This window comes from Flocculibacter collagenilyticus (assembly GCF_016469335.1).
Taxonomy (GTDB): Bacteria; Pseudomonadota; Gammaproteobacteria; order Enterobacterales; family Alteromonadaceae; genus Flocculibacter; species Flocculibacter collagenilyticus.
The window spans coordinates 77,613-104,564 of record NZ_CP059888.1; the positions used below are offsets into that span (position 1 = coordinate 77,613).

The following is a 26,952-nucleotide window of genomic DNA, read 5'->3' on the forward strand; positions in this document are numbered from 1 at the left end:
TCCTCACTTTTTATGTTGTTTGTTATTATACGTGTTATTAGATAAATAAGTAATTTCAGTGATGTACTATTTTTGCTTGAGACTACCACATCGTTAAATTAATGGGGTGCTGTGAATACAATTGTAACGTCTTACTTAGATAAGCTAAATCAATATGGCTACAGGGGCATTATGTGGCTTAAAGGAGAGGTGGCGTTAATCAACGTAAAATTGACCGAGTTGTTTCATCAACATTTGCCTAACATTGATGTTGCACTGCTGGCCGATAAGGACGACGTTAACTTTACCTGCTCGTGCACTGTGCAGAAATTTCCGATTAAAAAAGCTAAGCAGTTATTAGGCACTGAGTATGATGTAGTCATTTACAATGGATTTGATGGTTTAAGTCCAAATGCGCTAGGCATCATATCTGGCTGTGTTCGTGCTGGTGGCCTTTTCATTATACTGAGTCCTGACAATGACACGTGGTTGCAACATATCGATCATCAAAACAATGCACTGTGTGTGTATCCATATAAAATTGATGAAATAACGCAGCATTTTAAACAGCGTTTTATCGATGTCTCTAGTGATTGTACTGAAACTGATGCAGTTAAAACATCAAGTCAATCTCACGCAAAGGCTCGTTTATTTAGTGACAGTTATTTACTCGCAGCATCGCACATCAACACCACCACTGAGCTTGTCGATGAGCGATTTAAAACGGCAGATCAATTAGACGCATATACTGCGATTAAGCAGGTGGTCACGGGACACCGTAATAGACCGTTAGTGATTAAAGCTGACCGAGGTCGAGGTAAAAGCAGTGTACTAGGTATTACCGCGGCTGAATTATTACTGTCTAAATTGTCACATATTGCGGTAGTGGCACCTTCTATTTCTGCGGTAAAACCGTTATTTGAGCAAGCAAGCCAGTATTTGCTAAACGCGCCGTGGAGCGGTGCTGCCTCTATCACGCTGCTTACAGAAGGTGGTGAACAGAGAACTCTTACCTTTATTCCACCCGATCAAATAGAGCAGCAACTTAATCATTACCAATTAGTACTTGTGGATGAAGCTGCTGCCATTCCAACGCCTATTTTGACGGCTATGTTATCAGGACACTCTCGTCTTGTGTTTTCCACCACGATTCATGGCTATGAAGGGACGGGTAGAGGCTTTGATGTTAGATTCAAACAAGTGTTGAATAAGTTAACACCAGATTGGCGACAAGTCACAATGAGTGCACCAATTCGCTGGCGGCAAGGCTGCCCGTTAGAGCGTTGGACTAATCAACTCTTGTTACTCGCACCGCGCAAACATACACATGCGCTGAGTCAGACGAATGTAGAGCCAGATGCGATAAAGTTTGACTTAATAACTGCAACAACCCTAAGCAATGACGATGAGTTATTGCAGCAAGTATTTGAACTACTGGTATTAGCGCATTATCAAACGACACCGCAAGATTTAAAATATTTACTTGATGCACCAAATTTAGACGTACATATTGCAACAGTTTCACAGCAGGTTGTTGCGGTTACGTTAGTATCTAAGGAAGGAGAGTTACCTACACAGTTAACTGAAGAAATTAGCCAAGGTGTGCGCAGGCCACAAGGGCATTTAATGGCGCAAACATTAATTAATCACTGTGGCATTCCCCAATCTGCCAGCCTAAAGATAGCGCGGGTTGTGCGTATTGCCGTTGAGCCTAATGTACAAGAGTGTGGAATAGGCTCTGACTTTCTTAATTATTTGAAGCAATATTACATCAACGCCCAGTTCCATTTATTATCAACCAGTTTTGGTGCATCGACATCGCTACTCCGCTTTTGGTATAAAGCAGGCTATTTGCCGATTCGTTGTGGTTATAAACGCGATGCAGCCAGTGGCGAACACAGTATTGCGTTATTGCTACCGCTGGACGATGAAGGTAATACCATTGCGGCAATTGCATATCAACGATTTTGCGCGAGTTTTCCCATCCAGTTAAGTACCGTATTTGCTGACTTGGACGCTGCGCTAGTGTGCGAGTTGTTCAGTGCCGCTTTTGCTAAAAAGGCCGACAGGTTAAATGTAACCACCTCGCAAGCTACTACAGCGCCTAGTCGAATAACGCCACGAATACACAATTCGTTAGATGAGTACGAAATTACCACGTTACACGCCTATGCTCATTTTAATAAAGATTATTTCAGTGTTGAGGTTGTGTTAAAGCACTACGTAATAAAGCAGCTAGTGAGTGGTGTATTAAGCACTTATTATTCGAATGACCAATTGAACAACCAAGTGAATGACAGCCATTTACTGATCATGCGAGTATTACAAAATAAAGCCTTAGCTGAATGTTGCACACACCTAGGTTTGAGTGGCAAAAAGCAGCTAGAGCAGCAAATGCGCACGGTGGTTAGCAAGCTGCTCTCTAACGATGAAGTGGTTTAATAACGCAATTTGCGCCTATACGGCTTCTAATCGCGCATATCCTGTCACTAGCCATTTAGTGCCCACCGCATCAAAATTAATTTGTATGCGGGCACTGTCGCCACTTCCTTCATAATTTAATACCGTGCCTTCACCAAATTTAGGATGTAGTACACGTTGCCCTAAATTAAATCCGGTTGATTCGAAAGCAACATGGCTAGCTGCAGGAGCAAATCGACCTGCATTTGATGGCCTAGTGACGGCTGCACGCATGCGTATTTCTTCAATACATTCATCAGGGATTTCGCGGATAAAGCGCGAAGGACGATGGTATTTATCCTGCCCATATAAACGGCGTGTTTCTGCATAACTGATATACAGCTTTTGCATTGCACGCGTAATGCCTACGTAACATAAGCGCCGTTCTTCTTCTAATCGGCCCTGTTCTTCCGCCGATTGTTGGCTTGGAAACATGCCTTCTTCAACACCTGCCATGAATACCAATGGAAACTCTAACCCTTTGGCAGAATGCAGAGTCATTAATTGTATCGCATCTTCAAATTCATCGGCCTGATCATCCCCTGCTTCAAGTGCAGCTTGTGATAGAAACGCCTGTAATGGCGTCATATTTTCCGTATCTTCACTGGGCGTAAATTGCTGACAAGCCGTGACTAATTCTTGTAAGTTTTCTATGCGGGTTTTAGCTTTTTCGCCTTTTTCTGCTTGATACATGGCATACAAGCCACTGTCACGAATAATGCTGTCTGCCTGTTCATGTAAGAGCTTGTCTGCAATATTATGCTCAAACGCTGTAATCGTATCAATAAAGTGCTGAATGGCATTCGCTGCTCGGCCAGATAAAAGCTTGTCATTAATGCAGGTTAACGCAGCTTGCCACAGCGTTGCCCCATGTTGTTTAGCGGTGTCTCGAACGGTTGCCAATGTGCGTTCACCAATCCCCCTTGCTGGGGTATTGATAATGCGCTCAAAGGCAGCGTCATCATTGCGGTTTGTAATAAGGCGCAAATATGCCAACGAGTCTTTAATTTCTTGTCGGTCATAGAAGCGTTGCCCACCGTAAATGCGGTATTTTAGATTGGCCTGACGGATCGCATCTTCCAGTGCCCGCGATTGAGCATTATTACGATATAAAATGGCGACATCGTTTAATGTATTACCTTTGCTTGACCATTGCTCAATGGCGTTAACTATAAACCTTGCTTCGTCTAATTCATTGTAGGCAGCGTATAGTGAGATTGGCTCGCCTGCATCGCCATCAGTCCATAATTCTTTACCCATACGCGCACTATTATTTTCAATGAGTTGGTTGGCTGCTTTTAGAATGGTATTAGTTGAGCGATAGTTTTGTTCTAGCCGTATTGTTTGCGCGTTAGGAAAGTCATTGGTGAACTTGTGAATGTTTTCTATTTTGGCGCCGCGCCAGCCGTAAATTGACTGATCATCATCTCCAACTATCGTAATGTTGCCATGTTCTCCGGCTAACAGTCGCAACCAAGCATATTGTACGGTGTTAGTATCTTGAAACTCGTCTACCAAAATATGCTCGAAGCGTTGTTGGTAATGGCGCAATAGTGGTGGATGCTTTAATAGCGTTTCGTGTGCGCGTAACAAAATTTCTGCAAAATCGATTAAACCAGCACGGTCACAGGCTTCTTGATAACTTGCGTACACTTTTAGCATTTGCTTTTCGGTGTGATCGTAGCTTTCAATGTGCTGTGGGCGCAGCCCTTCATCTTTTTTATTATTAATAAACCATTGCACTTGCTTGGGTGGGTAATGCTTCTCGTCTAAATTTAATGCTTTAAGGGTGCGGCGAATAAAGCGATATTGATCGTCAGAGTCTAAAATTTGAAACGTCTCAGGCAAGCTTGCTTCTTGAAAATGTGTGCGTAAAAATCGATGGGCTAGCCCATGAAATGTGCCAAGCCACATCCCGCCAACATGACTGCCCATTAAAGTTTGCACTCTGCCTCGCATTTCAGCAGCCGCCTTATTAGTAAAGGTAACAGCCATGATACTAAACGGTGACGCTTGCTCGACTTGCATCAGCCAAGCAATGCGGTGTACTAACACTCGGGTTTTGCCACTGCCAGCACCTGCCAGCACTAACATGCTTTGCAATGGTGCCGATACCGCTTCACGCTGGCGGTCATTTAAATGTTCAATAAGATGAGAAACGTCCATAATTCGCCTGATTAGTTCTGGTCACCTGAACAGCATTGAGATGTGTCGACTGCCGATGAGCGGTATAAAAAATAGATAAAAAGTGCTGTATATTATAACAGTGGTTAAAAATTATGAAATGGAAATAAGATTAAAATCGCTAATAAAATATTGTCAGTAAATTTTACATAAGAAATGCTGCTCGTTACTTAGAAGCAGTAAAGTTGATGTTTTATAATGGCTTTTTAAGTTGGTTTGATTATTGCTTTAAGCATAAAAATTTTGTTGTACCACTAATAAGAAGTAATCCATTCATGAAACAGTCCATTCTTTTTGTGCTTTGCTTATGTCAAAGTGTATTCTCTTTTAACGCCTCGGCTACGCTTATGGCAGATCATTACATTCCGTTCTGGGATGACAATAATGAAACGGTGGCAAACGAAATGATGTTCACCGCGGGTAATTTATCATTATCTGTAACAGCGTGGACTGGTAACTTTGATGCATCGGGTAATCAAATTGAAGGTTGGAGCCAAGTTGTGGGTAACGATCTTGGTGTGTTTCGTGATGATAGCGGCTTAGGTGTATTGTCATCATTGAATGATGGCAATGATCTGGATGCGGGTTCTTCAAGTGATTTTGCTAGCGATCCTGATGAAGGCTTATTATTTGTTTTTTCAAATAAAGTCAGTATTTTTGATATTTTTGTTGGCGACTTAGATTCAAGCGATGACATTAACTTTTCAGAAGTTAGCTTATCGGCATTAAATGACATCACAATAGGTAATTCAGCAATTGGCCTAACTGGCCCGCAGTTTGAATCAGAGTGGCCATTTGAATTTAATGGCAGCTTTTCAGGTTCTGCATTTATGGTTTGGGTTGATGACTCACGCGACGATGTTGAAATATTGGGTGTTGCAACCATCCCTGAGCCAGCCACTATTTTTGTTATTGCCTTGGGGCTAATGATGATCGGTGTGCGCCGCATTGCATAATCTACACACATAGGCATTAAACATATTGCACATTGAATGAGTCGCAGCCCCCTGCGGCTCATTAATCTCACACATGCTTACACCACACTCTTGTTTAGCTCAACACCCTTGGCTAATTAGTTAGCCAAATCGCCAATACAAAAAATAACCACTAAATATAGTTAATAACGATAGACTGCTTAAGGTATACCATTTAAACACACCTGTTGGCTGGTGCGCTAAAGGCACTTTGCTAGAGGTAATCACTTTGTAATTAAGCCAAGCATAAATCGGTGCGCTAACGAATGACACTGTGGTGACAAAGTCTAATAGCGCTTTGATGTCCGCAGTAAAATCGTAAATGATCCACCAACCGCCTATTGCTAACATGAGTAAGCTAGATACATACACGCGATTACTAATTACATTAACCCTATCGGCGTTGGCCTCTTGCGAATGATTAATCGGTGTTACTTTATTCGACTGATGAATAACATAGGCACGCTTCCATACTTGTGGAAAGCCATCAGACACGGCAAACGTGGTAGAAAATAGTGCAATGAAAGTGATCACCGCCATTAAACTCCAGCTCCATTCACCTAAGGCGCTACTATAAATACTAACTAATTGGCTAGCAAATGCAGCGGCTGAATTAGCAAACGAAACCCCTTGGCCAAACATCAGTAATGCTCCAAGCCAGGTAAAAATTATGGCCAGTATAAAACTTGTTAAGTAGCCAATTTTAAAGTCTAGCGTGGCATCTGTAACGCCAATTAATTTACCTGATTGCTTGCGTGATAAGGTCCATAGCGAATGCCAAACCGACACTTCCAACGAAGTAGGCATCCATCCCATTAATGCAACAATAAACGCAATACTGGTTGCGGCAGTTAGCGTGTTAAACATATCACTGGTATTAATAGCGCTAGCTGGAGTAAAGCCCAGTCGTGAGATAGCCGCTAACCATGCAAGTACGCTAAAAACAGCAAGTATTAGCATCATCCATTTCAACAAGCGATTCAGTAGGGCGTAGCGGCCAATAATTAAGATAACGATGACGGTAAATAAAATGAAGCTTGCCCACTGCGATAAACTCAAGAGGTCGCCAAACAAATTGAGGGCGAGTGCAGACGTCACAATTGTAACGCCCGCTTGTACAAAGAACATGGTAATAAAGGTGAGCAGCAAAAACAGGTAGAATGCCCAGTTACCTACATCTTTATAGCCGTCGAGTAAGCTTTTTCCAGTGGTGCTGGCGTAAGTAGGGCCGAACAAAAAGAATGGATACTTAATGACGTGAGCTAATAAAATAAAGCCAAGTAAAGCAAAGCCGAAATCAGCACCAGCGCGTGTGGATTGCACAATGTGAGATACGCCAATACTGGTAGCCGCCCACACTATACCGGGGCCAAGCAATGAAAAAATGCGGGTAAGTAGCATAAACCACCATCTTATTATTGTTATATTCGTACCACTTGAAGATGCAGCGTTGTTGACTGCGTGCTTTCATCCCATCACTTAGCTTACCTAAGCTCGCAGAGATTCAATGACTTGTTGTCTAACTATCCCTCCAAATGTTTAGGTATATTATTAGGAGTGACAGAGCGGTAGCGTGATGAAGCAGAACGCTGGTTAACTATACGATACGTTGGTGGCTGTTGTGAATCATTTATTGCACGATTAGTGTTCTAAATTCAACGTAAGTATTTGATAAGCATTGTAGGTAACTCTTTGGCGTAACCGTCTAATGACAGCTCGCTTGCAATCGCTGGGGTTAATTCGGGATACAGCACTTTGTCCATTAAGCCATTCACTAACGTATGTATCACCATATTGGCAGCACTGTGTGGATTATTTACCGTCATCTGAGATTCAAAGCGAAGTAAAATATTCGCCATGCGCTGATACTCTTCTCGACGCGTGCCCATAGTGGATACTGTGATAAATTCAGGATAAAGGCGTGAATTTAAGTGCAAAGTTCTAAATACGCTTTTTCTGCTTTGCAAAAACATTTTTGTTTGTTCCACCATGGCACAAACGGCATCTTCTAACGAGCTAAATTGTTGCTCTACTAGCTCGTCAATCCATGCGATGAGATCTTGCCCAAAGTCTTGATAAAGTAAAGGCAGTAATGCTTCTTTATTTTTGAATCGTCGATAATAAGTGCCAACGGATACGCCGGCACAGTCGGCCAGTTCTTGAATGCTGATATGCTCAAAAAATTTATCTTTTAAACAATCATTAAGGGCTTTTAATAATTTACGTTGCGTTTCTTGGCTGCGCCTTTGCTTAGGCTCAATCACATTTGCATTCATAGGTATTTTACAACTACTAACATGTGTTCCATCACTAAAGTAAAAGAGATTATGCCCGATTTTTCCAATAAAAAAATACGTTTTATGGCTAACCTCTTACTTTTCTTTATTTTGCGCTGGAAAGATAATCAAGTGTGAGTTGAATATAAGAAGCGGTACCTACTTTAAGTGCAGACTCATCCACATAGAAAAATGGCGAATGGTTACTGGGCACTGTCGTTAAATCTTGGTTATGCGGGGTTGCGCCTAAAAAGAAATATAAACCAGGTATTGTGTTTGCAATAAACGAGAAGTCTTCTGCACCGGTAATTTTAGGAATTTCTTTTACATTGTCATTACCCGCAACTCGCTTAAGGCTAGGTAACATTTGTGCGGTCAGCGCTGGGTTATTAATGGTGACTGGGTAATTTTCAAAAATGTCGACTTGAGCCGTCGCGCCAGATGCTTTCGCTATATGTTCAGCAGTGTGTTTTAAACGTTTAAAAATTTGTTGGCGATTATCCATGTCAAAATTACGAATGGTGCCAACCAGTTCTACATTATCCGGAATAATATTGCTTCTGACACCGCCAGCAATTTTACCAAAAGATAAAACAGCAGGTTCTTTAGTAATGTTAATTTGTCGACTAATAATCGTTTGCGATGCAGTCACAATTTGAGAGGCAACCACAATTGGGTCAACACCGCTCCATGGGCGAGAACCGTGAGATTGCACTCCTTTTACGTTGATTTCAAAACGATCGGCGCTGGCCATGAGTGGGCCACTTCGGTAACCAATGATGCCGGTAGGTAGCATAGAGGTAATATGTAAACCGAACGCGACATCAGCAGGATACTTCTTCAGTAAGCCTTCTTTTAGCATTAACTCGGCACCCCCTTCTTCACCAACAGGTGCGCCTTCTTCTGCAGGTTGAAAAACAAATACAACATTACCGGCAAGTTGATCTTTGAGATCGGCTAATACTGATGCTGCACCCATTAACATGGCAACGTGTGTGTCATGACCGCAAGCATGCATTACACCAGACTCAACACCGCGATAGGTTGTTGTTTTGGTTGACTTGAATGGCACATCGGTTTGCTCTGTGACAGGAAGGGCATCCATATCAGCACGTAATAAAACGGTTGGCCCGGGGTGCTTACCCTTCAATAAACCTACAACGCCAGTATGAGCGATTTCAGTTTCAACTTCTAATCCTAACTGCGTAAGGTGCTCAGCGACTTTTTTAGCGGTTCTAAATTCCCGGTTACTTAATTCGGGGTGCTGATGTATATCGCGACGCCACTCAATGACTTTTGATTCAACCTGTTTTACAAGCGACTTTACCGGTACCGCGTGTGCTTCGTTGGCATACGCCGTATTAATAGACACACTTGCAGCTGAAATAGCGCTGAACAGACCAAGCAGTAATGCAGGCTTTTTTATCAAGGCAAATTGGGGGCGCATATTTAATTCCTTAGTTCTTATTATGTTAGGAGTTAGAGCTCATCGCTGTGTAATACAGCGATGATGTTACGTTATGTTTTTATATCAGTAACTAATTGTATTAGTAGATAATAGTTAGCGGCCAACCTTGAGTTTGTTGGTATCCCACTTCTGCTTCTAATTCTGAACGCATTAATGGATGAGCGGCCAGCCAACCTTGGGGCAAGTGTAAGCTCAGTCTCTCTCCCTCAGTAGAGATCATTGCTTTTGGCAACGCCTCATCGTTTCGGCGCATGGATAAAATAATGGCGAGCCTGAGTAATCGGCATAGGCGAGTGGCAAGCGTTACTGAAGAGGTAGTTTGATGTTGTAATCGGCTAGCTTCTATATCTTCGCGACAGTTGTAAACTAATGCGGTGATCAGTTTCTTTTGCGCGGCACTAAAGCCTGGCAAATCAGAATGGGATAACACATATGCACCATGGTGATGGTTATTTTTATATTCTATCAGTAACCCTGTTTCATGTAGCATGGCCGCTGAATGAAGCATGTCTAACCCTTCAAACTCACTGAGTTGCCAACGATCTTTTATTTGTGTCGCTAGTCTAACCGCTTGCTCTGCCACGCGTTGTGCGTGGGAGCGGTCGATGTGGTAGCGCGTAATTAAACTCTCAACCGTTCGCTGGCGAATATCAACACTTTCAAGCTCTGGTAGCATGCTGTATAACAAGCCTTCACGCAGTGCGCCACCTGATAGAGTCATGCCGGTAATCTTCAATGTATTGAAAATAGCAATTAATATGGCTAAACCGCTAGGAAATACTTGCCTGCGCTCTTGGCTTAACCCCTCAATATTGAGGTTACCCATATGATCGCATTCAATTGCTTGGTTCATGATTTGTTTTAGCTTAGCAAGCGTGATGACCTCATCCATGCCTTGCACAATCATGATTTCTTGTAAAGCTTGAATTGTGCCACTTGCGCCTAAAGTAGACTGCCAGCCAAGCGCAAGGTATTTGTCAGTAATAATCTCTAACTGATGTTCAGCTGCAGTAATGGCGGCAGCAAAATTTTTTTCAGAGAGGTGGTTATCGCGAAAATAATGCTCAAAAAACGTCACGCAGCCCATATTTAAGCTAGTGGCATGATGGACTTGCAGTCCGTCACCAATGATAATTTCGGTACTAGCGCCACCGATATCCACGACGAGACTTTTTCCCGCACTTGAGGTTGTATGCGTAGCCCCTAAATAAATGGTTTTTGCTTCTTCATCGCCAGAAATAATATTAATGGAATGGCCCAGAATGTCGCGAGCGCGGCGGCTAAATACATCCGCATTATTGGCTAGGCGCATGGTTGCGGTACCTACAATACGAATGTTACTACTAGGAATGTCTTGTAATCGTTCAGCAAATAACGATAAACATTCCCAACCTCGTTCCATGGCTTCTTGTGATAAATCGTCAGCTTCATTTAGCCCAGCAGCCAGCCGTACCTTACGTTTAATACGGCTAATTACTTGCACGCTGCCACTCACCACCTTCACCATCATCATGTGAAAGCTGTTAGAGCCTAAATCAATAACAACATAAACATCTTTTTGAAGCGGTTGCGTGCTCTTTTTTTCCATACTCATGTTTAATGGCGTTTTCTGTGTCCTGAAGGTTTATTTCCAGTGCGTTTATTTACCACGTTATGACGGCGTTTGTGGGTAAATTTAGGACGATTTAGGTCGTCTAACAAGGCACTTGAGTCATACTGACTAACCGGAATAGCATGTTTAATGTATTCCTCAATAGCAGGTAAATTATAGACATAGTTTTCACAGGCAAAACTAATTGCTGCTCCGCTTGCGCCAGCTCGTCCTGTGCGACCTATGCGATGTACATAATCTTCGCTGTCGTCAGGTAAGTCATAGTTAAATACATGGCTAACACTTGGAATATGTAATCCACGCGCTGCAACATCGGTTGCCACTAAAATATCTAAACTGCCTTTAGTAAACTGCTCTAGTATGGATAAACGCTTCTTCTGCGGCACATCTCCGGTCAATAAGCCTACGCGATGTCCATCTGCTTGAAGCCATGCATGTACGTTCTCGCAACTATGCTTGGTATTCGCAAATACAATCGCTTTATCTGGCCAGTCTTCTTCAATTAGAGTCAGCAGTAATTTTATTTTGTCTTCACTGGACGGATAAAATAACTCTTCAGAAATTTTTCTTGCCGTCATTTGTTCAGGTTCTACTTCAACATGAACAGGGTCATTCATGTGATCGAATGCGAGCTCTTGAACCCGGAACGATAAAGTGGCAGAAAACAACATGTTCATGCGGTCTTTAGCGGGTGGCATACGGTTAAATAAATAACGTATATCTTTAATGAAACCTAAATCGAACATACGATCGGCTTCATCCAGCACCACCACTTCAATGTGATTTAAATTAAAAATACCTTGCTTGAAGTAATCAATAATACGGCCAGTGGTGCCAACTAGAATATCAATGCCGCCTTCGAGCTTTTGGCGCTGACTTTCATATCCTTCACCACCGTATACGACGCCTATACGTAAGCCAGTTGCTTTAGCAAGCTCCACCGCATCGTTGTGAATTTGTACCACTAACTCACGCGTTGGCGCTAGTATAATCGCTCTAGGTTGATTGTCTGCGTTGTTATTATTGGCGAGCAAACGGTGAAAAGTAGCGGTTAAAAACGCAAGGGTTTTACCCGTTCCCGTTTGAGCTTGGCCTGCAATATCTTTACCGGATAAGGCGACAGGAAGGCTAAGCGCTTGAATAGGAGTACAGTGGTCATAGCCTTTTTTTGCTAAACCATCACATACACGAGGATCCAGATCGAAGTCTGAAAATTTTTTATCTGTTAAATGGGTCTTATTCATAACCGTAAAGCATAACGCTTAAGCTTGAAATAAGAAACAATAACCCAATAATTAGAGAATTAATTTAGTGGTTTGTGCAAAAATAGTCGTTTTTATCGCTATTATTGTAGATAACCTTTATTTATACTCACTGCAAATAACAGTGCGAAGTATCCCGACCATAACCGGAGAAAAAAATGAGCGATAAGATTGTTCAGTTAAGTGATGATAGTTTTGATGCTGATGTATTAAGTGCATCTACCCCTGTATTAGTTGATTTTTGGGCTGAATGGTGTGGCCCTTGTAAAATGATTGCTCCTATTCTTGATGAAGTAGCCACAGAATATGATGGCAAAGTGAAAGTAGCTAAATTGAACATCGATCAGAATCCAGGTACGCCACCAAAATTTGGTATTAGAGGCATCCCTACATTATTACTTTTTAAAGAAGGTAATGTAGCAGCAACTAAGGTTGGCGCACTGTCTAAAACACAGCTGAAAGAGTTTTTAGACGAAAATATCTAAAAAATGGCACCTTAGGTGCCTTTTTTTTTGTCTGTGACTAGACGTCCAAAAAAAATACTGCTAACTTATTAGCCAGCAACCAATCTAAATAGCTTGTCGAATACCTATTATTCCAATTCAAATAAGCAATAATTTAACCCCTTTAATTAAGTAAATATTTAAGAACCCACCGTTATGCGTCTTAGAGAATTAAAAAACAAACCTATTAGTGAACTTGTAAAACTAGCTGAAACCATGGGCTTAGAAAATGTCGCCCGTTTACGTAAGCAAGATATTATCTTTGCTATCTTAAAAGCCCACTCCAAAGGGGGGGAAGACATTTTTGGTGATGGCGTATTAGAGATCTTACAAGATGGTTTCGGTTTTTTACGTTCTTCAGACTCATCATACCTAGCTGGGCCTGATGATATTTACGTGTCACCAAGTCAAATTCGTCGCTTTAATTTGCGAACGGGTGATTCAATCTCTGGTATTATTCGTCCACCAAAAGATGGCGAACGCTATTTTGCATTACTGAAAATTTCAGAAGTTAACTTCGACCGTCCTGAAAATTCACGCAATAAAATCCTTTTCGAAAACCTTACACCATTACACGCCAATGAGCGTATGACGATGGAGCGTGGAAACGGCAGTACTGAAGATATTACTGCGCGTGTACTAGATTTAGCATCGCCAATTGGTAAAGGTCAACGTGCGTTATTAGTGGCACCACCGAAAGCCGGTAAAACCATGTTAATGCAGAATATTGCTCAGTCAATTTCGGCTAATCACCCTGAATGCCAGTTAATGGTATTACTGATTGACGAACGCCCTGAAGAAGTAACAGAAATGAAGCGCTTAGTCAGCGGTGAAGTGGTTGCATCAACCTTTGATGAGCCTGCAAGTCGCCACGTACAAGTGGCTGAAATGGTGATTGAGAAAGCAAAACGTTTAGTTGAGCATAAAAAAGATGTGGTTATTCTACTTGACTCAATCACACGCTTAGCACGTGCATACAACACGGTTATTCCTTCTTCAGGTAAAGTACTTACTGGTGGTGTTGATGCTAATGCACTACATAAGCCTAAGCGTTTCTTTGGTGCAGCGCGTAATGTTGAAGAAGGCGGAAGCTTAACAATTATCGCAACGGCGTTAATTGATACTGGCTCTAAAATGGACGAAGTTATTTACGAAGAATTTAAAGGTACAGGTAACTTAGAGTTGCACCTTAATCGTAAAATTGCTGAAAAGCGTGTTTTCCCTGCTATCGACTTTAATCGTTCAGGCACGCGCCGTGAAGAGTTGTTAACATCAAAAGAAGAGCTACAGAAAATGTGGATCTTACGTAAGATTGTACATGACATGACGGAAATAGATGCGATGGAATTCTTAATTGATAAACTATCAATGACGAAAACGAACGACGAATTTTTTGATGCGATGCGCCGTCAAAAAAGCGCGAAATAAAGTACAAACGGTCGTATTAAAATGACATAAAAAAACACCTGCATTCGCAGGTGTTTTTATTTAATATTTGGTGTTGTTCTTAGCACATTCAAAATTCTATTGTAGTAACACGAGACTAAAACGTTTTTAACCTACTGCACTCTATTATCTAAGCGCTATTACTTAAGCATTACATCATCTAAACTCTACATCATCTAATTACCACTCAGCAGCAGCACTTCGCTGCACCTCGATCAAATACCACCAGTACTTAGATTCAGACTTACTCACACTACTCAGCTAAATTACAGCAACACACAACTTAAGTTAACAAGCTCAGGTTACTAACAATACTCTGCCAATAAGAACAGATACTGCTACAACATCAGACACAAACCACCTTCTGATTAATGCCTACTGCCACATCAATACTTAACTAAATACAACTCTTATGGCACCACTACGCGCTAGTAAGCCATTTTGCTTTGTTTTAACTAAGTTTTTGATTCATTTTGCTTTTCTGAAACATTGCAAATTGGCCAGTGTTGTTCTGGAAAGCTATTTTCTACAACAAGCTTTGAACTTTTGGCGCTATTACCTTGAATTAGTTTCGCTATTTTCTGCGTAATCGAATAGTCCGCAGTGACTGTATTATGATTATCCATGACATTTTTTTCCATTTTATATACCACCCTTCTGCGCAGTTAACAACAACCACTTTTTGCTGCAAGGTTCACAAATTATAAGCCATAAAATTCTATCTGCACAATTTTTATTCTACGTTTTTTTACAGATTGTTAGGCTTTTTATTAATATCCAAACTAACATCAATCACGTTATAATTATAAAAAAATTCTAAGTGTTTGTAATGAAATATAAAGATTTACGCGAATTTATACACCTTTTGGAAAAGCAAGGTCAATTAGTTCGAATCACAGCAGAGGTCGATCCAGATTTAGAGATGACCGAAATTGCAGACCGCACACTCAGAGCAAAAGGTCCTGCGTTATTGTTTGAAAACCCGAAAGGCTATTCTACGCCAGTCTTAGCCAATTTATTTGGTACGCCTGAGCGCGTTGCGTTTGCGATGGGACAAGAGAATGTTGCTGAGCTCCGTGAAGTCGGCAAGTTATTGGCTTTTTTAAAAGAACCAGAACCGCCTAAAGGATTTAAAGACGCTTGGAATAAACTACCCGCGTTTAAGCAAGTACTTAATATGCCTGTTAAACGTTTAAAGAAAGCACCCTGCCAAGCTGAAGTGTTTAGCGGTGAAGAGGTTGATCTTACAAAGCTACCCATTATGCGTTGTTGGCCTGATGACGCCGCACCATTAATTACATGGGGTTTAACGGTGACTAAAGGCCCTCATAAAGAACGTCAGAATCTGGGTATTTATCGCCAGCAATTACTGAGCAAAAATAAAGTGATTATGCGCTGGTTATCGCATCGTGGCGGCGCGCTGGATTTTCAAGAGTGGCAACAAGCGCACCCTAATGAGCGTTTTCCTGTTTCCGTGGCATTAGGTGCTGATCCCGCTACTATTTTAGGCGCCGTGACGCCGGTGCCTGATAGCATGTCAGAGTATGCATTTGCCGGTTTATTACGTGGTGATAAAACCGAAGTTGTAAAATGTGTGAGTAACGACCTTGAAGTACCTGCCAGCGCTGAAATTGTGTTAGAAGGCTATATTGAGCCTGATGAAATGGCTGATGAAGGACCGTATGGCGACCATACAGGTTATTACAATGAAGTAGATAGCTTCCCAGTGTTTACCGTTACCCACATTACGCAGCGCAACAAGCCAATCTATCACAGTACTTATACGGGTAGGCCACCCGATGAGCCAGCTATTTTAGGCGTTGCGTTGAACGAGGTATTTGTACCAATCTTACAAAAGCAATTCCCTGAAATTGTGGATTTTTATTTACCACCTGAAGGCTGCTCGTATCGAATGGCGGTTGTGACCATGAAAAAGCAATATGCCGGACACGCCAAGCGAGTAATGATGGGCGTGTGGTCATTTTTACGGCAGTTCATGTACACCAAGTTTGTTATTGTATGCGATGATGATGTAAACGCACGTGATTGGAATGACGTTATTTGGGCAATCACCACCCGTATGGATCCCGCTCGTGATATAACGCTAGTAGAAAATACCCCAATTGATTATTTAGACTTTGCATCGCCAGTATCTGGATTAGGTTCAAAAATGGGCATGGACGCAACCAATAAATGGCCGGGCGAAACAGACCGAGAGTGGGGGCAACCTATTGTGATGGATGAAAGCGTAAAAGCACGGGTTGATGAAATATGGGACTCGTTAGGGATCAAATTATAAAGGGCATTTATGGCTTATACTATATTGACTAATCTGCACTTTAGGCTGTTGTCAGACAATTTATGTTGAAGACCATAGTTGTTTTACCTGCAAACATATCGTTTAAGGTAAAGCCAAATGAAACCATTTTAGACGCTGCAATTCGTCAACATATTGATTTTCCTCATCGTTGTCAGGAAGGCGTATGTGCAGCTTGCGTGTGTAAATTAGTGAAGGGTCAGGTAATATATGCGCCAGATATTTCGAGTCACTCTGATCAAAGCGAACACTCAGAGTACGTTTATTGTTGTCTAGCTGAACCACAAGGTGATGTGACCATTTCACATCCTTTTATAAAATAAGGTAGTTTTCATGCAACTCGTTGACTGTCAGATCACACATCGTGATAAGCTGACTGAACAGATTTATTTATTTCGATTAACCCCATCAACACCGGTGCAGTTCGACGCAGGCCAATATCTGCAAGTTGTGATGGGCGAGAATGATAAACGCCCATTTTCAATTGCGTCTTCACCTTCCAAGCCGTATTTAGAGTTACACATTGGCGCAACAGAAAGCGACAGTTACGCCATGCAGGTAGTAGAGCGCCTAAAACAGCAAGATACCGTGCAAGTGGAAGTGGGGCTGGGGCACTCTCAGCTTAACGTAAAAAGTCCGAACCCGATTATTTTATTAGCGGGTGGCACGGGGTTTTCTTATGTGAAATCAATCGCTGACTTTTTAGCAGAACAAAATGAAAAACGACCTGTTTTCTTCTACTGGGGCGCTAAAAATGAAGAAGCCCTTTACGCCATGGAAGAAATGAAGCAGTGGCAAACTCACCATACTGGCTATCAATTTATTCCAGTTATTGAAGAGGCTGATGAAACATGGCAGGGGAAAACGGGTTATGTGCATCAAGCTGTGATGGAAGATATTGTTAGCTTAGAGCCTTACGACATTTATATTGCCGGACCGTTTAAAATGGTAGGTATTGTCCGTGACGACTTTTTACATCACGGCGCGTTACTAGAAAATATGCATGCAGATGCATTTGCCTTTATATAATTTCACGCAGTAGGAAGTACAACAGCTTATGACTCATTCAACGCTAATCAAAGTACGTGGTTATCATTTAGATATTTATCAACATGTTAATAATGCCCGCTACCTAGAGTTTTTAGAAGAAGCACGCTGGGCTTACTTAGAAGACAGTGGTGATATAGAGTTCTTCGAAGCAAAGGGACTCGCATGGGTGCTAGTTAACATCAATATTAATTACCGTTTACCTGCAATGATGGGACAAACGCTAGACATCAAAACGCGTTTTAGCAAAATAGGCAGTAAAAGCTCGGTTATCCACCAAGAGGTTTATATTAAAGGCACCGACAAATTAATTGCCGACGCCGACATTACTTTTGTATGCCTTGACCGTAAAACAGGCAAGCCAATAGTGATTGAAGGCGACTTAAAAGCACGATTTGAAGAGCATTTGATTGACTAACTCAGTCCAAGCTTTAATCATTGTCTTTTGATTGAAAAGACAACTTCAAGCCAGACGGGCCTTCTGCAAAATATATGGTTTCACCGTAGTTTTTCATTGGCCCTTGTACTTCAATTTTATTCTGTTTGGCATGTGCAGCAAATGCTTCAGCATCATCAACAATAATTTGTAGCATAATACCAGCGGGCATTTGACTGCTACTTTGCCAGACTTCAACCCAACTATGTTCTCCTGCTGGGAAGATAGCACCAGAAAAAGCGTGGCTATCACTCTGATTGTCATCGCAGTCACCCATTTTTCTTTCAGTTAAGCCAAGTCCATTTAAAAAATGAGCTAAGTCTTGTGCTTCATCAGTAACAGCACAAAAACGAATACCAAGCACTTGCATATATCATCCTTTATTTTCAATTGGTTATATTAAGTTAAAGTGAGGTGTAGACATTGAAATCTGTGGAAATCGAAATCATAGCGTAGATGATAGTATAGATGAGTTTAATGTGTAGAGAAGAAGAGTGTTGGAAGGCGCCTTAGGCTTTTCCAACTTACGCATATAGCTAATTGTGTAAGTCGGTTAAGTGAAGCGCCACCCGACAGGTTAAACCCGACGTGCGACCCTACCGACATACGGCTTTATTCTTGAACTATTTAAAATATGAATTCAGCTATCAAGGGTGGAATATCCTGTTCATCAGGAGCAAGTTTATGAACCTCTTTTTTTTCAAATACACCGCCAGAACCCTTAGTCCATACAACGCTACCTATATCCCCGCTTGCAAACCAGAGTTTTCCTGCTCCGTAGACAATCGCCCAATTTTGAAATTTACTCGCTTTGGAGTTCTCCATTATTAGATATTGCTTGTCTTTGTTTAGCAGGTGATAAACGACAATTCCATCATCATCTATTACACGTAAAATTAAACCACTTTCGAGTTCATAAACCCCAAAATCTGTTATCTCAATATCTACTGAATAATCTTTTTTGCAGGAAACAAAAAAAATCATCATTAAGACAAATAAAGCTACTTTAATTAAATTCATAATTATTTCCTTGGATATACAGTCAATGTATCTCGCCAAAACAGGTGCACATTATAATCCTTGGGGGAATACAGTGTATTCAACATAGAAGAAGACAATCGATCATATCTGTACTTGGGATTAGGGTCTATCCTGTCATTCCAACTGGCACGGAAATCATAAGAAATACTACCATTATTATTTTTTATTGCCTTACCGACAAGGAATGCATCCCCTAGAGCTTTATGTGTCCCGTGCAGCATTTGATAACCAGTTTTATAACCATTATCAATCTCACCATGAAATTGTATGAAAATATCGCCAGATTCACGCCTAGTGACTGCATCACGCATAAGCTCTGTTTGTATCTGCTTTCTTAGTTTGGGGTTGGCTCTCATGTAGACTCCCCACTCACCACCATCAGCCACAATTGACTCGCCGGATCCATTTAACCAATGTTCGAGTAATTCTTGCCCTCTATCATCAAAGTAACCGAAGTCACCGACAGAGCGACCGTCGGTAGATGTATTATCTAACGCCTGCGTATCTCCACTGGCATCATCCTTACCATCCTTGTCATCCTTACCATCCTTGTCACCCTTAGCAGTCGCACTGTCTCCAGTACTACCCGGCAGTATTTTTTCATTTGACTCTTTACCATTAAACTTAGATTCACTTTTTCCGTCGTCACTATTATTAACCCGCTGGGTAAAGCTGTTCATCCTGTCAAGCATATCATCTTGATAGAAGAAGCTCTCAAACATATATCCAGTAGGATCAGTATAGCTAAGCGGATTATTTAATACATAACTATAGCGATTAAAGTTTTGGCTATTATCCACTTCTTGAATAATGGGATCGGGTTGCATAAAACGTCCTAGCTCTGGATCATAGATGCGTCCATTCATGTGAATTATATTGGCATGATCGACCTGCTCATGACCAGTAAATCCCCGCGTAGTGTAGCTTAGAATGTTGGTTAAAGTTAATTCTTTAAACAAATTATCAAACGGTTTCCATGCTTGTACATTGCGTCTATTACCAAAGGCATCAAAGCTTAAACGTTCTTTAACTTGCCCTTTATTATCAGTGATCACATCTGTAGATCCTAAGTGATCAGTAAATAAATAGGTTAATTCACTAGTATTGTTACTACGTATAATTTCAAGTGCGCTGTCGCCTATATAGCGTTTGTATTCTAATACACCGCTTGGTTTTGTAACGGCTTCAATATTACCGATATAATAGGTCGTTGTTTTTTCGCTTATACCTGACTCATTTTTAATTTCATCAACACGCTTGTAGCGGCTTCGATTAAAGTCATAGCTGAATGATGTTCGACCATGCTGAGACTTTATTAAAAGTGGTTTATCAAAATGGCTATAGATTACATTGCGAGTTAGTCGACCATTGTCATATTGATGTGTTTGGTTGCCTCTAGCATCATAACAATATTGGCGGCTATCAATTGCGCTTACAGCATGTGGTCCAGGTATTACGGCGCTACTTATAGCATCACATTTACTTGCCTTGGTTTGATAAGTATATAATGCCCCTGAAAGCACGTCTGATTTGCTGCTTATATTGCCAGCTGCGTCATAATTAATACTCAATGTCTCATAATTATTTAAACTAGCAGAGCTTAATCGGTTTAAGCTGTCATAACTAAACACTTCGGTTTGTTTTTCTGTTGTACCCATGAATTCATTGATATTGTCAGTTCGTAAACGCAGATTACCTAACCCGTAAGTCGGTTAAGCGTAGCGCCACCCGATAGGTTAACTCGACGCACGGCCGTTATCGGCAAGGGCAATTATAAGGACGGAGTTACTGATATGAGGGTTGCTAGTGATGATAGCTGCATGTTAGCACATGATGAGAGTTAACATGCAAAGGTTCTAATTACTGAACTTTAATGTTGACAGTTGTCTTAAGCTCATCTGTAAATACTATATCAGAAGCAGAAAAGCTTGATAATAAATCATTCAGTTCAGCCTCCTCTCCTTTGAACCCTTTGTAACTAGCCGTCATCACGTACATATCAGACGTTAAATTAAAGCATCTTTTTAACCTTTGTAACGGAATTGTATAGCCAGTAATTTGATTTGGGTGTAACTCAATAAAATCAACGCTAGTTGGTAGGTTAGAGTTTATCTTGCATTGGTTTCTAAATACCTTTCCATCACTATCCTTAAATACTAACTCTAACTCACCTAGTCGTCCTAGGGACATTCTTTTATTCAAAGAGATAATATTCAAACTGTTGTTTAAAATAGTAAAATTCATGTTTCCGTCTTTCATTTGGGCTAAGAAGCTTAATTCAGAAGCGAAAGCGCTAGCGATACCCATAGTAAGTCCTAGAAATATTATGATACTTTTTATTTTGTGTTTCATTTCAATTCGCCGTATGACTTGAGAAGCCCCCCTGTTTAACCCGTAAGTCGGTTAAGCGAAGCGCCACCCGACAGGTTAACCCGACATACGGCCTTGGTAATACTGAAACCGTGATGATGGGTAAAGAAGGTGCTTGATCACCAAGGTAAGTCACCTTAACTCAGCCTCTGAAGCTGGGAAAATTATTTCTCCAGTATTAGATTTCACGCTAGTTGTACCAACAAATTTTTTGTCTACATAAATACTCATGTGTGGGATGTAAAGCTTAACTAAATAGTTTGTACCAACGTTAAAGTTAAAGTAATTTTCAATATCAACTAAATCGTAATATTTAGTTTGTTGGGGTTTAAGGATGATAGAGTTTAAGCTCTTACTCACCTTCGCTTTCACAGCAACTAAAGATTTATATACGTCTTTCCCGCTAGCCTCAAGTGAGTGATATTTTTCAGCCTCGAAAGCTAAGATACTTGAACGTAAAATGTTATCACGACTAATGTAATATGAGCTCAGCCTCACATCGTACGGAGTTACGTTGGTAAGAGATATCGAAATTCTGCACTCTTTTTTAATTGTACAAAAAGAAAACAATCGTATATCAACAGGACTATTGATAACCTCAACACTTCGCACTCCGAATGAAGCAAATGCAACAATAATAAAGCAAAGTATTTTCATCATTGGGCAGACCTCACTGCATACTCAAAAACATAAGAACTCTGGCGTAATGTATAGCGCCTATCGCTATCGTTATAGAGCCTCCCTCTAGTCGCCATGTTACCAAACCCGTAAGTCGGTTAAGCGAAGCGCCACCCGACAGGTTCATCTTAAGCCTTTTTCAGTTCTTTTGATTAGATACTTCATAAGCTTAATTTCACACTGAGCAAAGTGTTAGTTTTAGCACAAACTGGTGTTCATTAATTGGTACAACTACAATCTAACTGTGCTGGATAGGGCACTAGGGAGATATTATGAAATATCAAAATATAACTAAACTTGTAAAACAGAAGATGAGAAGACTAGTCGTTGTGTTGATGGTTTTCTTCTGTTTAGTGCTGGGAGTTGACTTAGTCGTTTCAAATTATATATTCGGGCACCAAACCTTACTATCTAAGTCACCATTTTCTGTGGTTATCTTTATATGCCTGATAATAGCGATTAAATATATTTACTTTCACATTGAACAGATTTTAATCGCTTTATCTGAGCTATCCTCTGAAAAGCTTTAATGTATTATGAGTGGTAGCGCTTTTCGCTACCACCTATTCAGTTAAACATGAGGAGTAGTTGAGAAAGCACAAGTGGAGTCCCATGCGCTGTTCCTCATATGAGTATAAAAAGACTGCCTATTAGCTTTCCAACACACTATTCGCTAATCCATTTACTACACTGGTAAACGCTTGGTTCTCAATCAACTCAAACTGCGGATAGTTTTCCTTTATTGCTTTTCGCACCACTGGGCTGAGTGACATACCGCCCGTTAGCATGATGTGAGTTGGTGTTACAGATGACTGACTTAAGCACGTTTTAATCTGCAATAACATTTTGTGTAGCCAGCCTTGCATTGCTTTGTCCAAGTCCTGTTGGGTCATTGGCACGGTGAAGTCGTCTTCAATATATTTTAGTGGCAGGGTGATACCTTCATCTTGGTTCGACAACATTTCTTTTGCTAATCGAGCAGAGTTGATCAACCGTTCACTTAAACGCTCTTCTTGGATAGTAAGCAAGCGCTCCAGTTTTTCCGGTTCTTCAGCAACTGATAGGGTACGCGCTATTTCGCCGCCGTATTTGTCGCTGAAAAAACTGGTAATAGTGGGGATTGAGTCAACCGCGATAGCATCATAAAAATAGGCTTTTGGGATCACTGAGCCTTGTTTAGTGCGAGTATTTAGCCCCAGTTGTGGTGCAATTTGATGCATAATTAAGGCTTTATCAGCTTCTAACCCACCTAAGCGAATGCCATTAACACTGAACACGGTTAGTCGGTCATTTCCACGATTAGGCACTAAACGAATAATACAGAAGTCGCTGGTACCGCCCCCTAAATCGACAACCAACACATCTTTAGGCTCTACTAGTGATTGTTCTACAGCATACGCAGCTGCGATAGGTTCTTCTAAAAATTTAACCGTACCACTAAAGCCTGCTTGTTGTGCAGCTTGCGCCATAATCGTGATGGCTTGTTGGTTGCCTGACTCACCACGGGTGCTGTGATATTGCACCGGACGACCTAAGATGGCATGAGTAAAGGTTTCGCCTGTTTGCTGTTCGGCGGCGTGCTTAATATGGCTTAATGTTTTAGCTACTAACGTCGCAAATGCATCTTCATGACCGCTAATATCAGCAGCTAAGAAGTTTTTAGGACTATAGATAAGACGGCCTTTATCTGGCTGTTTGAGATAGTCACTAAAGCCGAGCTCACCTAGAATAGCGTCGCCATGCTCGACTAATTCATCTAGCGTCAGCTTATCGATGGTTTTGTCGCGCATTAATATTGCGATGGCTTTGCGTTGCAGGGTTACATTGTCATGAAACTCGCCACGCAGCTGGTTAATTCGACGTTCAATACGCTGCTGTTCGTCGGGTTTATTGGTGGCGAAATACTCTTCCTTAGCGGTATCGAGGCGCGTACCAATTTCTGTTTTCATTTCTGAAATTTTGGCATTCACTAATTCAGCGGCAGGTAAGGGTAATTCGCGATCACGAAAATGAAAAAAGACTGAAGAGCGTAACCGTTCGGGTGACTTAGAATGAGGATCAACATTAATTGAAATGGTTTTACCATTTACTACAGCGCAACAAGTTGAATAACTAGAACCAAAATCAATCGCAAGTACATTCATGGCTAGCTTTTTCTCTCCAGTTTGGGATTAAAATTTAAAAATAGGCAGGCAAGATTACAGATAAAGCGGGTACAGGTAAAGTCCGATCACATGCAAAAAAGTGTTAGCAGATTTATCCGTTCAAAGGTCGAGCAAATGTTGGCATAAGTACGCAGGTATTTTATGCAACCCGGCCTAGATAAAGGAGCGAGAAGAGAGCATGTTACTGAACAAGTTAAGCAGGCACTCGGTTAGGTATACAGAGTGCCCAATATAAAAGTCAGTGATTAGTTAGCGGGTACTTGGCTTGGCAATGATTTGACAGCCTGAGTTTGCTGATAAATAGCAACTGCGCCATTTAAGTCATTGGTTTGTGCTAACGCTTCAGCTAAGCGATGTTGTGCAGCAAGCGATAGTTGCGCTTGGTGTGGTTGAAGTGCCTTACGTGCTAATTCAAAATCTTCATTTAAGCATGCGACTAAACCGAGCAGGATCATTAAGTGACGGTTGTCAGGCGATTTTTGCAAACGCTTTTGTAGCTCTTTACACAAAGTTGGTGTTGAGACTTTTGGTAAGTCTGTCGCGATTTGAATTAATCCTTCAATGTTATTGTGTTTTAGCTGTTCTAGCATCAAGGCTTCGACTTCTTGATCTTCGTGCTGTTTTGCGAGCACCATAAGCCATGCACCAAGCAAAGCGGTTTCTTTTTTGTCAGCTTTTGGTATATCTTGCCATTGTTGTTTGGCAGCTGCTAAACCTTGTTCATTAGCACTTTTGCTAAACATGGCTAAGTAATATTGTTGCTTAAAGTTTATTAGCTCTTCACTGGTAAAGGCGTTATATTTTTCTGCTTTTTTCAGCGCAGGCTGAATAGATGCATACTCTTTAAGTGCCATTAAACAATGAAGTTTTAGTCGTAATGCCGCAGGGTCTTTTTTATTTTTTTCTAAATAATCAGTAATAGTGTCTAATGCCCGTTGATACTGATGTAACTCAAATTGCATTTGTGCTTGATATAGCTTTACCGGATCTGACTGTTTACTGTGATTAGTTTGTTCTTCAGATGTCGCCAAGTAATCTTGTGCTTGTGCTAGCTCGCCAAGTTTTAGCGCAACATTAGCGGCATATAAATTTCTAACTAACTGGCTGTGCGTAAGCGCTTCCGTTTTATTGAATGCATTATTAGCCTGCTTCCAGTCTTGTAATAAATAGGCGATTAATCCTTGTTCTAAGGCTTGCTCTGCTTTTTTACTCGCACGGCCACCAAACCAAGAGCTAGTGCCAGTAAAAATGCGATATAGTTTACGAATTAGCCATTCTAAAGCGAAAAACGCGAATATTAAGATAATAGATAGGCTGATAAAGCTAATGATACTTAGCTCGACAGTATGATTTCCTACAACAAATTGTACAAAATCCGTTTCACTAATAAATCGAGGTGCTAAGACTGCAGTGCCGAATACTAAAACGAGAATAATGAGTAAGCGTATCATAATGCGTCCTCATTGTTTGTTGATGGGCGATCAGTGGGTGATAACGGTGAACTTTGTAAGTTACGTGTTTTGCCGATAACTCTTTGGTTAACGAGTGCTGCCAGCGCTGATAAGCTTTCAAGTTGAATCGGTAAGCTGGCTTGAATATCTTGTCCTAGCAGACTGTTAAGATCACTGAGTAGCGTTTGAGTTAATTTGTCGTTGGGTGCTAATGCTTGATTAGTGGTGGTAATGAGTGAGCGAATGGCCGATTCAAACACTAGTTGGTTTTGCTGTAATAAAGCCAGTTGCGCTTGTTGAAAGCTCAGCCCCATTTTTTGTTGTAGTAACCATACTTGTTGTTCAGAAAGGGCAAGTTTAACTTCGCCTCTGTGTTGGGTTGTACGAATATAAAAGATGTCGGCAATTTCACGCCACGCTTGTTGTAAATTCTGCATAAAGGTTTGTTCGGCTACTTCAGTCTCTTTTACTTGTTTCGCTTTTTCCTTAATGCTTTTATGTGTAGCAAATGGCAGTTGCGTAACTCGTTGTGACCATGCATCTAATTTCAAATAAAGCTGATCTGTATCAACCTCATTGATGGCTTGTAGTTGGTTAATATCTTTAGCGATAGCCTGTTTAATTGAAATTACACTAGGATCAGCAAGTTCAGTTAATCGTGCTTGGGCGTCGGTTAATAATGTAAAGGTGGTGGCATAGTCATGTTCAAGATATAGCTTTCTAGAAGCTAACTGCACTAAGTAGTGTGCTTCTGCAATTAACCAGTCATTTGGTCTACGCCCTTCAAGTTGCTTAAGTTGTTCGCTGACATCGTCGGTAATCGATGCCTTCATTGATTGCATATTTTGTTGTAAAGCCGCTTGGGTTTGTTGGGCAAGTCGCTGTTGTTCGGCGAGTTGCGCTTTTTGGCTATCTCGTAAATTATTCAGTTGGTTTTGTAAGGTTTTTTGCAATTCGCTATGTGATGCACGTTGCTGTTGATCTATTTGCAGTTGTTGATAGCCGTACCACGCAATACCTGCGGCACCAGCTACGCTAATAAGGGCAACAAATAATGCGAACCATGCAACCCCACGGCCTGATTTAGCAGGTTGTTGCTTGTTGGCCGATGATGCTGGCGGGTAAGCAGTAGCACTAGCTGACGGCTTATTAGGGGCACTGTTAGAGGATGTTTCCTCTTGTTGTAATTCAGCAGCTAATTTTGCGAGTGCGTCTTTTTTCTCTTTATCATTGGTGTCATTAGGTGAAGATGTGTTATCTGCTTTTTTATCGTTGTCTGACAT

At 41.1% G+C, this 26,952-nt stretch carries 23 protein-coding genes; 8 read left to right on the forward strand and 15 right to left on the reverse strand.

The window, feature by feature from the left end; all coding sequences use genetic code 11:
- Window positions 1-111: 111 nt before the first annotated feature.
- The gene (locus tag HUU81_RS00335) at window positions 112-2,421 is read left to right on the forward strand and encodes a tRNA(Met) cytidine acetyltransferase TmcA (protein WP_199610227.1); all 2,310 of its coding nucleotides are present in this window, start codon (window positions 112-114) and stop codon (window positions 2,419-2,421) included.
- Between the two features lie 15 nt (window positions 2,422-2,436).
- Here HUU81_RS00335 and uvrD read toward each other — a convergent pair whose 3' ends face one another.
- Window positions 2,437-4,605 carry a DNA helicase II gene (uvrD, locus tag HUU81_RS00340; protein WP_199610228.1) on the reverse strand — a complete coding sequence of 723 codons (2,169 nt, stop codon included), beginning with the start codon at window positions 4,603-4,605 and terminating at the stop codon, window positions 2,437-2,439.
- A gap of 365 nt (window positions 4,606-4,970) precedes the next feature.
- Between uvrD and HUU81_RS00345 the strand changes: the two genes are divergently transcribed.
- Window positions 4,971-5,579: a PEP-CTERM sorting domain-containing protein gene (locus tag HUU81_RS00345; protein WP_199610230.1), complete on the forward strand. Its 609-nt coding sequence runs from the start codon at window positions 4,971-4,973 to the stop codon at window positions 5,577-5,579.
- A 120-nt stretch (window positions 5,580-5,699) separates the two neighbouring features.
- Here HUU81_RS00345 and HUU81_RS00350 read toward each other — a convergent pair whose 3' ends face one another.
- From HUU81_RS00350 to rhlB, 5 genes are all read right to left on the reverse strand, one after another.
- On the reverse strand, window positions 5,700-6,998 hold the full coding sequence (locus tag HUU81_RS00350; RefSeq protein WP_199610232.1) for an NRAMP family divalent metal transporter: 1,299 nt from the start codon (window positions 6,996-6,998) through the stop codon (window positions 5,700-5,702).
- Between the two features lie 254 nt (window positions 6,999-7,252).
- Window positions 7,253-7,873 carry a TetR/AcrR family transcriptional regulator gene (locus tag HUU81_RS00355; RefSeq protein WP_199610233.1) on the reverse strand — a complete coding sequence of 207 codons (621 nt, stop codon included), beginning with the start codon at window positions 7,871-7,873 and terminating at the stop codon, window positions 7,253-7,255.
- A gap of 106 nt (window positions 7,874-7,979) precedes the next feature.
- Complete coding sequence (locus HUU81_RS00360; protein ID WP_199610234.1) at window positions 7,980-9,320, reverse strand: M20 family metallopeptidase; 1,341 nt, start codon at window positions 9,318-9,320, stop codon at window positions 7,980-7,982.
- 100 nt (window positions 9,321-9,420) lie between these two features.
- The gene (gppA, locus tag HUU81_RS00365; protein WP_199610235.1) at window positions 9,421-10,929 is read right to left on the reverse strand and encodes a guanosine-5'-triphosphate,3'-diphosphate diphosphatase; all 1,509 of its coding nucleotides are present in this window, start codon (window positions 10,927-10,929) and stop codon (window positions 9,421-9,423) included.
- A gap of 8 nt (window positions 10,930-10,937) precedes the next feature.
- Window positions 10,938-12,197 (reverse strand): ATP-dependent RNA helicase RhlB, encoded by a 1,260-nt coding sequence (rhlB, locus tag HUU81_RS00370; protein WP_199610236.1) that lies wholly within the window; start codon window positions 12,195-12,197, stop codon window positions 10,938-10,940.
- A 176-nt stretch (window positions 12,198-12,373) separates the two neighbouring features.
- On the opposite strand from rhlB, the gene trxA reads away from it, so the two are divergent.
- Both trxA and rho read left to right on the forward strand, forming a co-directional pair.
- Window positions 12,374-12,700 (forward strand): thioredoxin TrxA, encoded by a 327-nt coding sequence (gene trxA, locus HUU81_RS00375; RefSeq protein ID WP_199610237.1) that lies wholly within the window; start codon window positions 12,374-12,376, stop codon window positions 12,698-12,700.
- A 174-nt stretch (window positions 12,701-12,874) separates the two neighbouring features.
- Window positions 12,875-14,146, forward strand: a complete 1,272-nt coding sequence (rho, locus tag HUU81_RS00380) for a transcription termination factor Rho (protein WP_199610238.1) — start codon at window positions 12,875-12,877, stop codon at window positions 14,144-14,146.
- Window positions 14,147-14,619: 473 nt separating this feature from the next.
- Here the strand turns inward: rho and HUU81_RS00385 are convergent, their stop codons facing one another.
- Entirely contained in the window at window positions 14,620-14,805 is a 186-nt protein-coding gene (locus tag HUU81_RS00385; protein ID WP_199610240.1) for a hypothetical protein, read from the reverse strand.
- Window positions 14,806-14,993: 188 nt separating this feature from the next.
- On the opposite strand from HUU81_RS00385, the gene ubiD reads away from it, so the two are divergent.
- The 4 genes from ubiD to HUU81_RS00405 all read left to right on the forward strand — a co-directional run bounded on the left by ubiD (window position 14,994) and on the right by HUU81_RS00405 (window position 17,946).
- On the forward strand, window positions 14,994-16,463 hold the full coding sequence (ubiD, locus tag HUU81_RS00390) for a 4-hydroxy-3-polyprenylbenzoate decarboxylase (protein WP_199610241.1): 1,470 nt from the start codon (window positions 14,994-14,996) through the stop codon (window positions 16,461-16,463).
- Between the two features lie 62 nt (window positions 16,464-16,525).
- Window positions 16,526-16,804, forward strand: a complete 279-nt coding sequence (locus HUU81_RS00395) for a 2Fe-2S iron-sulfur cluster-binding protein (RefSeq protein WP_199610242.1) — start codon at window positions 16,526-16,528, stop codon at window positions 16,802-16,804.
- Between the two features lie 10 nt (window positions 16,805-16,814).
- Entirely contained in the window at window positions 16,815-17,510 is a 696-nt protein-coding gene (fre, locus tag HUU81_RS00400) for an NAD(P)H-flavin reductase (protein ID WP_199610243.1), read from the forward strand.
- A 28-nt stretch (window positions 17,511-17,538) separates the two neighbouring features.
- Entirely contained in the window at window positions 17,539-17,946 is a 408-nt protein-coding gene (locus HUU81_RS00405; protein ID WP_199610244.1) for an acyl-CoA thioesterase, read from the forward strand.
- Between the two features lie 13 nt (window positions 17,947-17,959).
- On the opposite strand, the gene HUU81_RS00410 is transcribed toward HUU81_RS00405, so the two are convergent.
- The 8 genes from HUU81_RS00410 to HUU81_RS00445 all read right to left on the reverse strand — a co-directional run bounded on the left by HUU81_RS00410 (window position 17,960) and on the right by HUU81_RS00445 (window position 26,952).
- Complete coding sequence (locus HUU81_RS00410) at window positions 17,960-18,334, reverse strand: VOC family protein (protein WP_199610245.1); 375 nt, start codon at window positions 18,332-18,334, stop codon at window positions 17,960-17,962.
- A 257-nt stretch (window positions 18,335-18,591) separates the two neighbouring features.
- The gene (locus tag HUU81_RS00415; RefSeq protein ID WP_199610246.1) at window positions 18,592-18,984 is read right to left on the reverse strand and encodes a hypothetical protein; all 393 of its coding nucleotides are present in this window, start codon (window positions 18,982-18,984) and stop codon (window positions 18,592-18,594) included.
- A gap of 2 nt (window positions 18,985-18,986) precedes the next feature.
- Complete coding sequence (locus HUU81_RS00420) at window positions 18,987-20,663, reverse strand: RHS repeat domain-containing protein (RefSeq protein ID WP_199610247.1); 1,677 nt, start codon at window positions 20,661-20,663, stop codon at window positions 18,987-18,989.
- Window positions 20,664-20,865: 202 nt separating this feature from the next.
- Window positions 20,866-21,357 (reverse strand): hypothetical protein, encoded by a 492-nt coding sequence (locus tag HUU81_RS00425; RefSeq protein ID WP_199610248.1) that lies wholly within the window; start codon window positions 21,355-21,357, stop codon window positions 20,866-20,868.
- Window positions 21,358-21,507: 150 nt separating this feature from the next.
- Window positions 21,508-22,035, reverse strand: coding sequence for a hypothetical protein (locus HUU81_RS00430; RefSeq protein ID WP_199610250.1), 528 nt, complete (start codon window positions 22,033-22,035; stop codon window positions 21,508-21,510).
- A gap of 668 nt (window positions 22,036-22,703) precedes the next feature.
- Window positions 22,704-24,197 carry an Hsp70 family protein gene (locus HUU81_RS00435; protein ID WP_199610252.1) on the reverse strand — a complete coding sequence of 498 codons (1,494 nt, stop codon included), beginning with the start codon at window positions 24,195-24,197 and terminating at the stop codon, window positions 22,704-22,706.
- Between the two features lie 266 nt (window positions 24,198-24,463).
- Complete coding sequence (locus HUU81_RS00440) at window positions 24,464-25,669, reverse strand: heme biosynthesis HemY N-terminal domain-containing protein (RefSeq protein ID WP_199610253.1); 1,206 nt, start codon at window positions 25,667-25,669, stop codon at window positions 24,464-24,466.
- Entirely contained in the window at window positions 25,666-26,952 is a 1,287-nt protein-coding gene (locus tag HUU81_RS00445) for a uroporphyrinogen-III C-methyltransferase (RefSeq protein WP_199610254.1), read from the reverse strand. Before HUU81_RS00445 ends, HUU81_RS00440 begins: the two co-directional genes overlap by 4 nt.

Bases quoted from the DNA above. Each gene is read 5' to 3' on its own strand.
- uvrD (WP_199610228.1), bottom strand. From the start codon at position 4,605: ATGGACGTTTCTCATCTTATTGAACATTTAAATGACCGCCAGCGTGAA.
- HUU81_RS00345 (WP_199610230.1), top strand. From the start codon at position 4,971: ATGGCAGATCATTACATTCCGTTCTGGGATGACAATAATGAAACGGTG.
- HUU81_RS00350 (WP_199610232.1), bottom strand. From the start codon at position 6,998: ATGCTACTTACCCGCATTTTTTCATTGCTTGGCCCCGGTATAGTGTGG.
- HUU81_RS00355 (WP_199610233.1), bottom strand. From the start codon at position 7,873: ATGAATGCAAATGTGATTGAGCCTAAGCAAAGGCGCAGCCAAGAAACG.
- HUU81_RS00360 (WP_199610234.1), bottom strand. From the start codon at position 9,320: ATGCGCCCCCAATTTGCCTTGATAAAAAAGCCTGCATTACTGCTTGGT.
- gppA (WP_199610235.1), bottom strand. From the start codon at position 10,929: ATGGAAAAAAAGAGCACGCAACCGCTTCAAAAAGATGTTTATGTTGTT.
- rhlB (WP_199610236.1), bottom strand. From the start codon at position 12,197: ATGAATAAGACCCATTTAACAGATAAAAAATTTTCAGACTTCGATCTG.
- trxA (WP_199610237.1), top strand. From the start codon at position 12,374: ATGAGCGATAAGATTGTTCAGTTAAGTGATGATAGTTTTGATGCTGAT.
- rho (WP_199610238.1), top strand. From the start codon at position 12,875: ATGCGTCTTAGAGAATTAAAAAACAAACCTATTAGTGAACTTGTAAAA.
- HUU81_RS00385 (WP_199610240.1), bottom strand. From the start codon at position 14,805: ATGGAAAAAAATGTCATGGATAATCATAATACAGTCACTGCGGACTAT.
- ubiD (WP_199610241.1), top strand. From the start codon at position 14,994: ATGAAATATAAAGATTTACGCGAATTTATACACCTTTTGGAAAAGCAA.
- HUU81_RS00395 (WP_199610242.1), top strand. From the start codon at position 16,526: ATGTTGAAGACCATAGTTGTTTTACCTGCAAACATATCGTTTAAGGTA.
- fre (WP_199610243.1), top strand. From the start codon at position 16,815: ATGCAACTCGTTGACTGTCAGATCACACATCGTGATAAGCTGACTGAA.
- HUU81_RS00405 (WP_199610244.1), top strand. From the start codon at position 17,539: ATGACTCATTCAACGCTAATCAAAGTACGTGGTTATCATTTAGATATT.
- HUU81_RS00410 (WP_199610245.1), bottom strand. From the start codon at position 18,334: ATGCAAGTGCTTGGTATTCGTTTTTGTGCTGTTACTGATGAAGCACAA.
- HUU81_RS00415 (WP_199610246.1), bottom strand. From the start codon at position 18,984: ATGAATTTAATTAAAGTAGCTTTATTTGTCTTAATGATGATTTTTTTT.
- HUU81_RS00420 (WP_199610247.1), bottom strand. From the start codon at position 20,663: ATGGGTACAACAGAAAAACAAACCGAAGTGTTTAGTTATGACAGCTTA.
- HUU81_RS00425 (WP_199610248.1), bottom strand. From the start codon at position 21,357: ATGAAACACAAAATAAAAAGTATCATAATATTTCTAGGACTTACTATG.
- HUU81_RS00430 (WP_199610250.1), bottom strand. From the start codon at position 22,035: ATGATGAAAATACTTTGCTTTATTATTGTTGCATTTGCTTCATTCGGA.
- HUU81_RS00435 (WP_199610252.1), bottom strand. From the start codon at position 24,197: ATGAATGTACTTGCGATTGATTTTGGTTCTAGTTATTCAACTTGTTGC.
- HUU81_RS00440 (WP_199610253.1), bottom strand. From the start codon at position 25,669: ATGATACGCTTACTCATTATTCTCGTTTTAGTATTCGGCACTGCAGTC.
- HUU81_RS00445 (WP_199610254.1), bottom strand. From the start codon at position 26,952: ATGTCAGACAACGATAAAAAAGCAGATAACACATCTTCACCTAATGAC.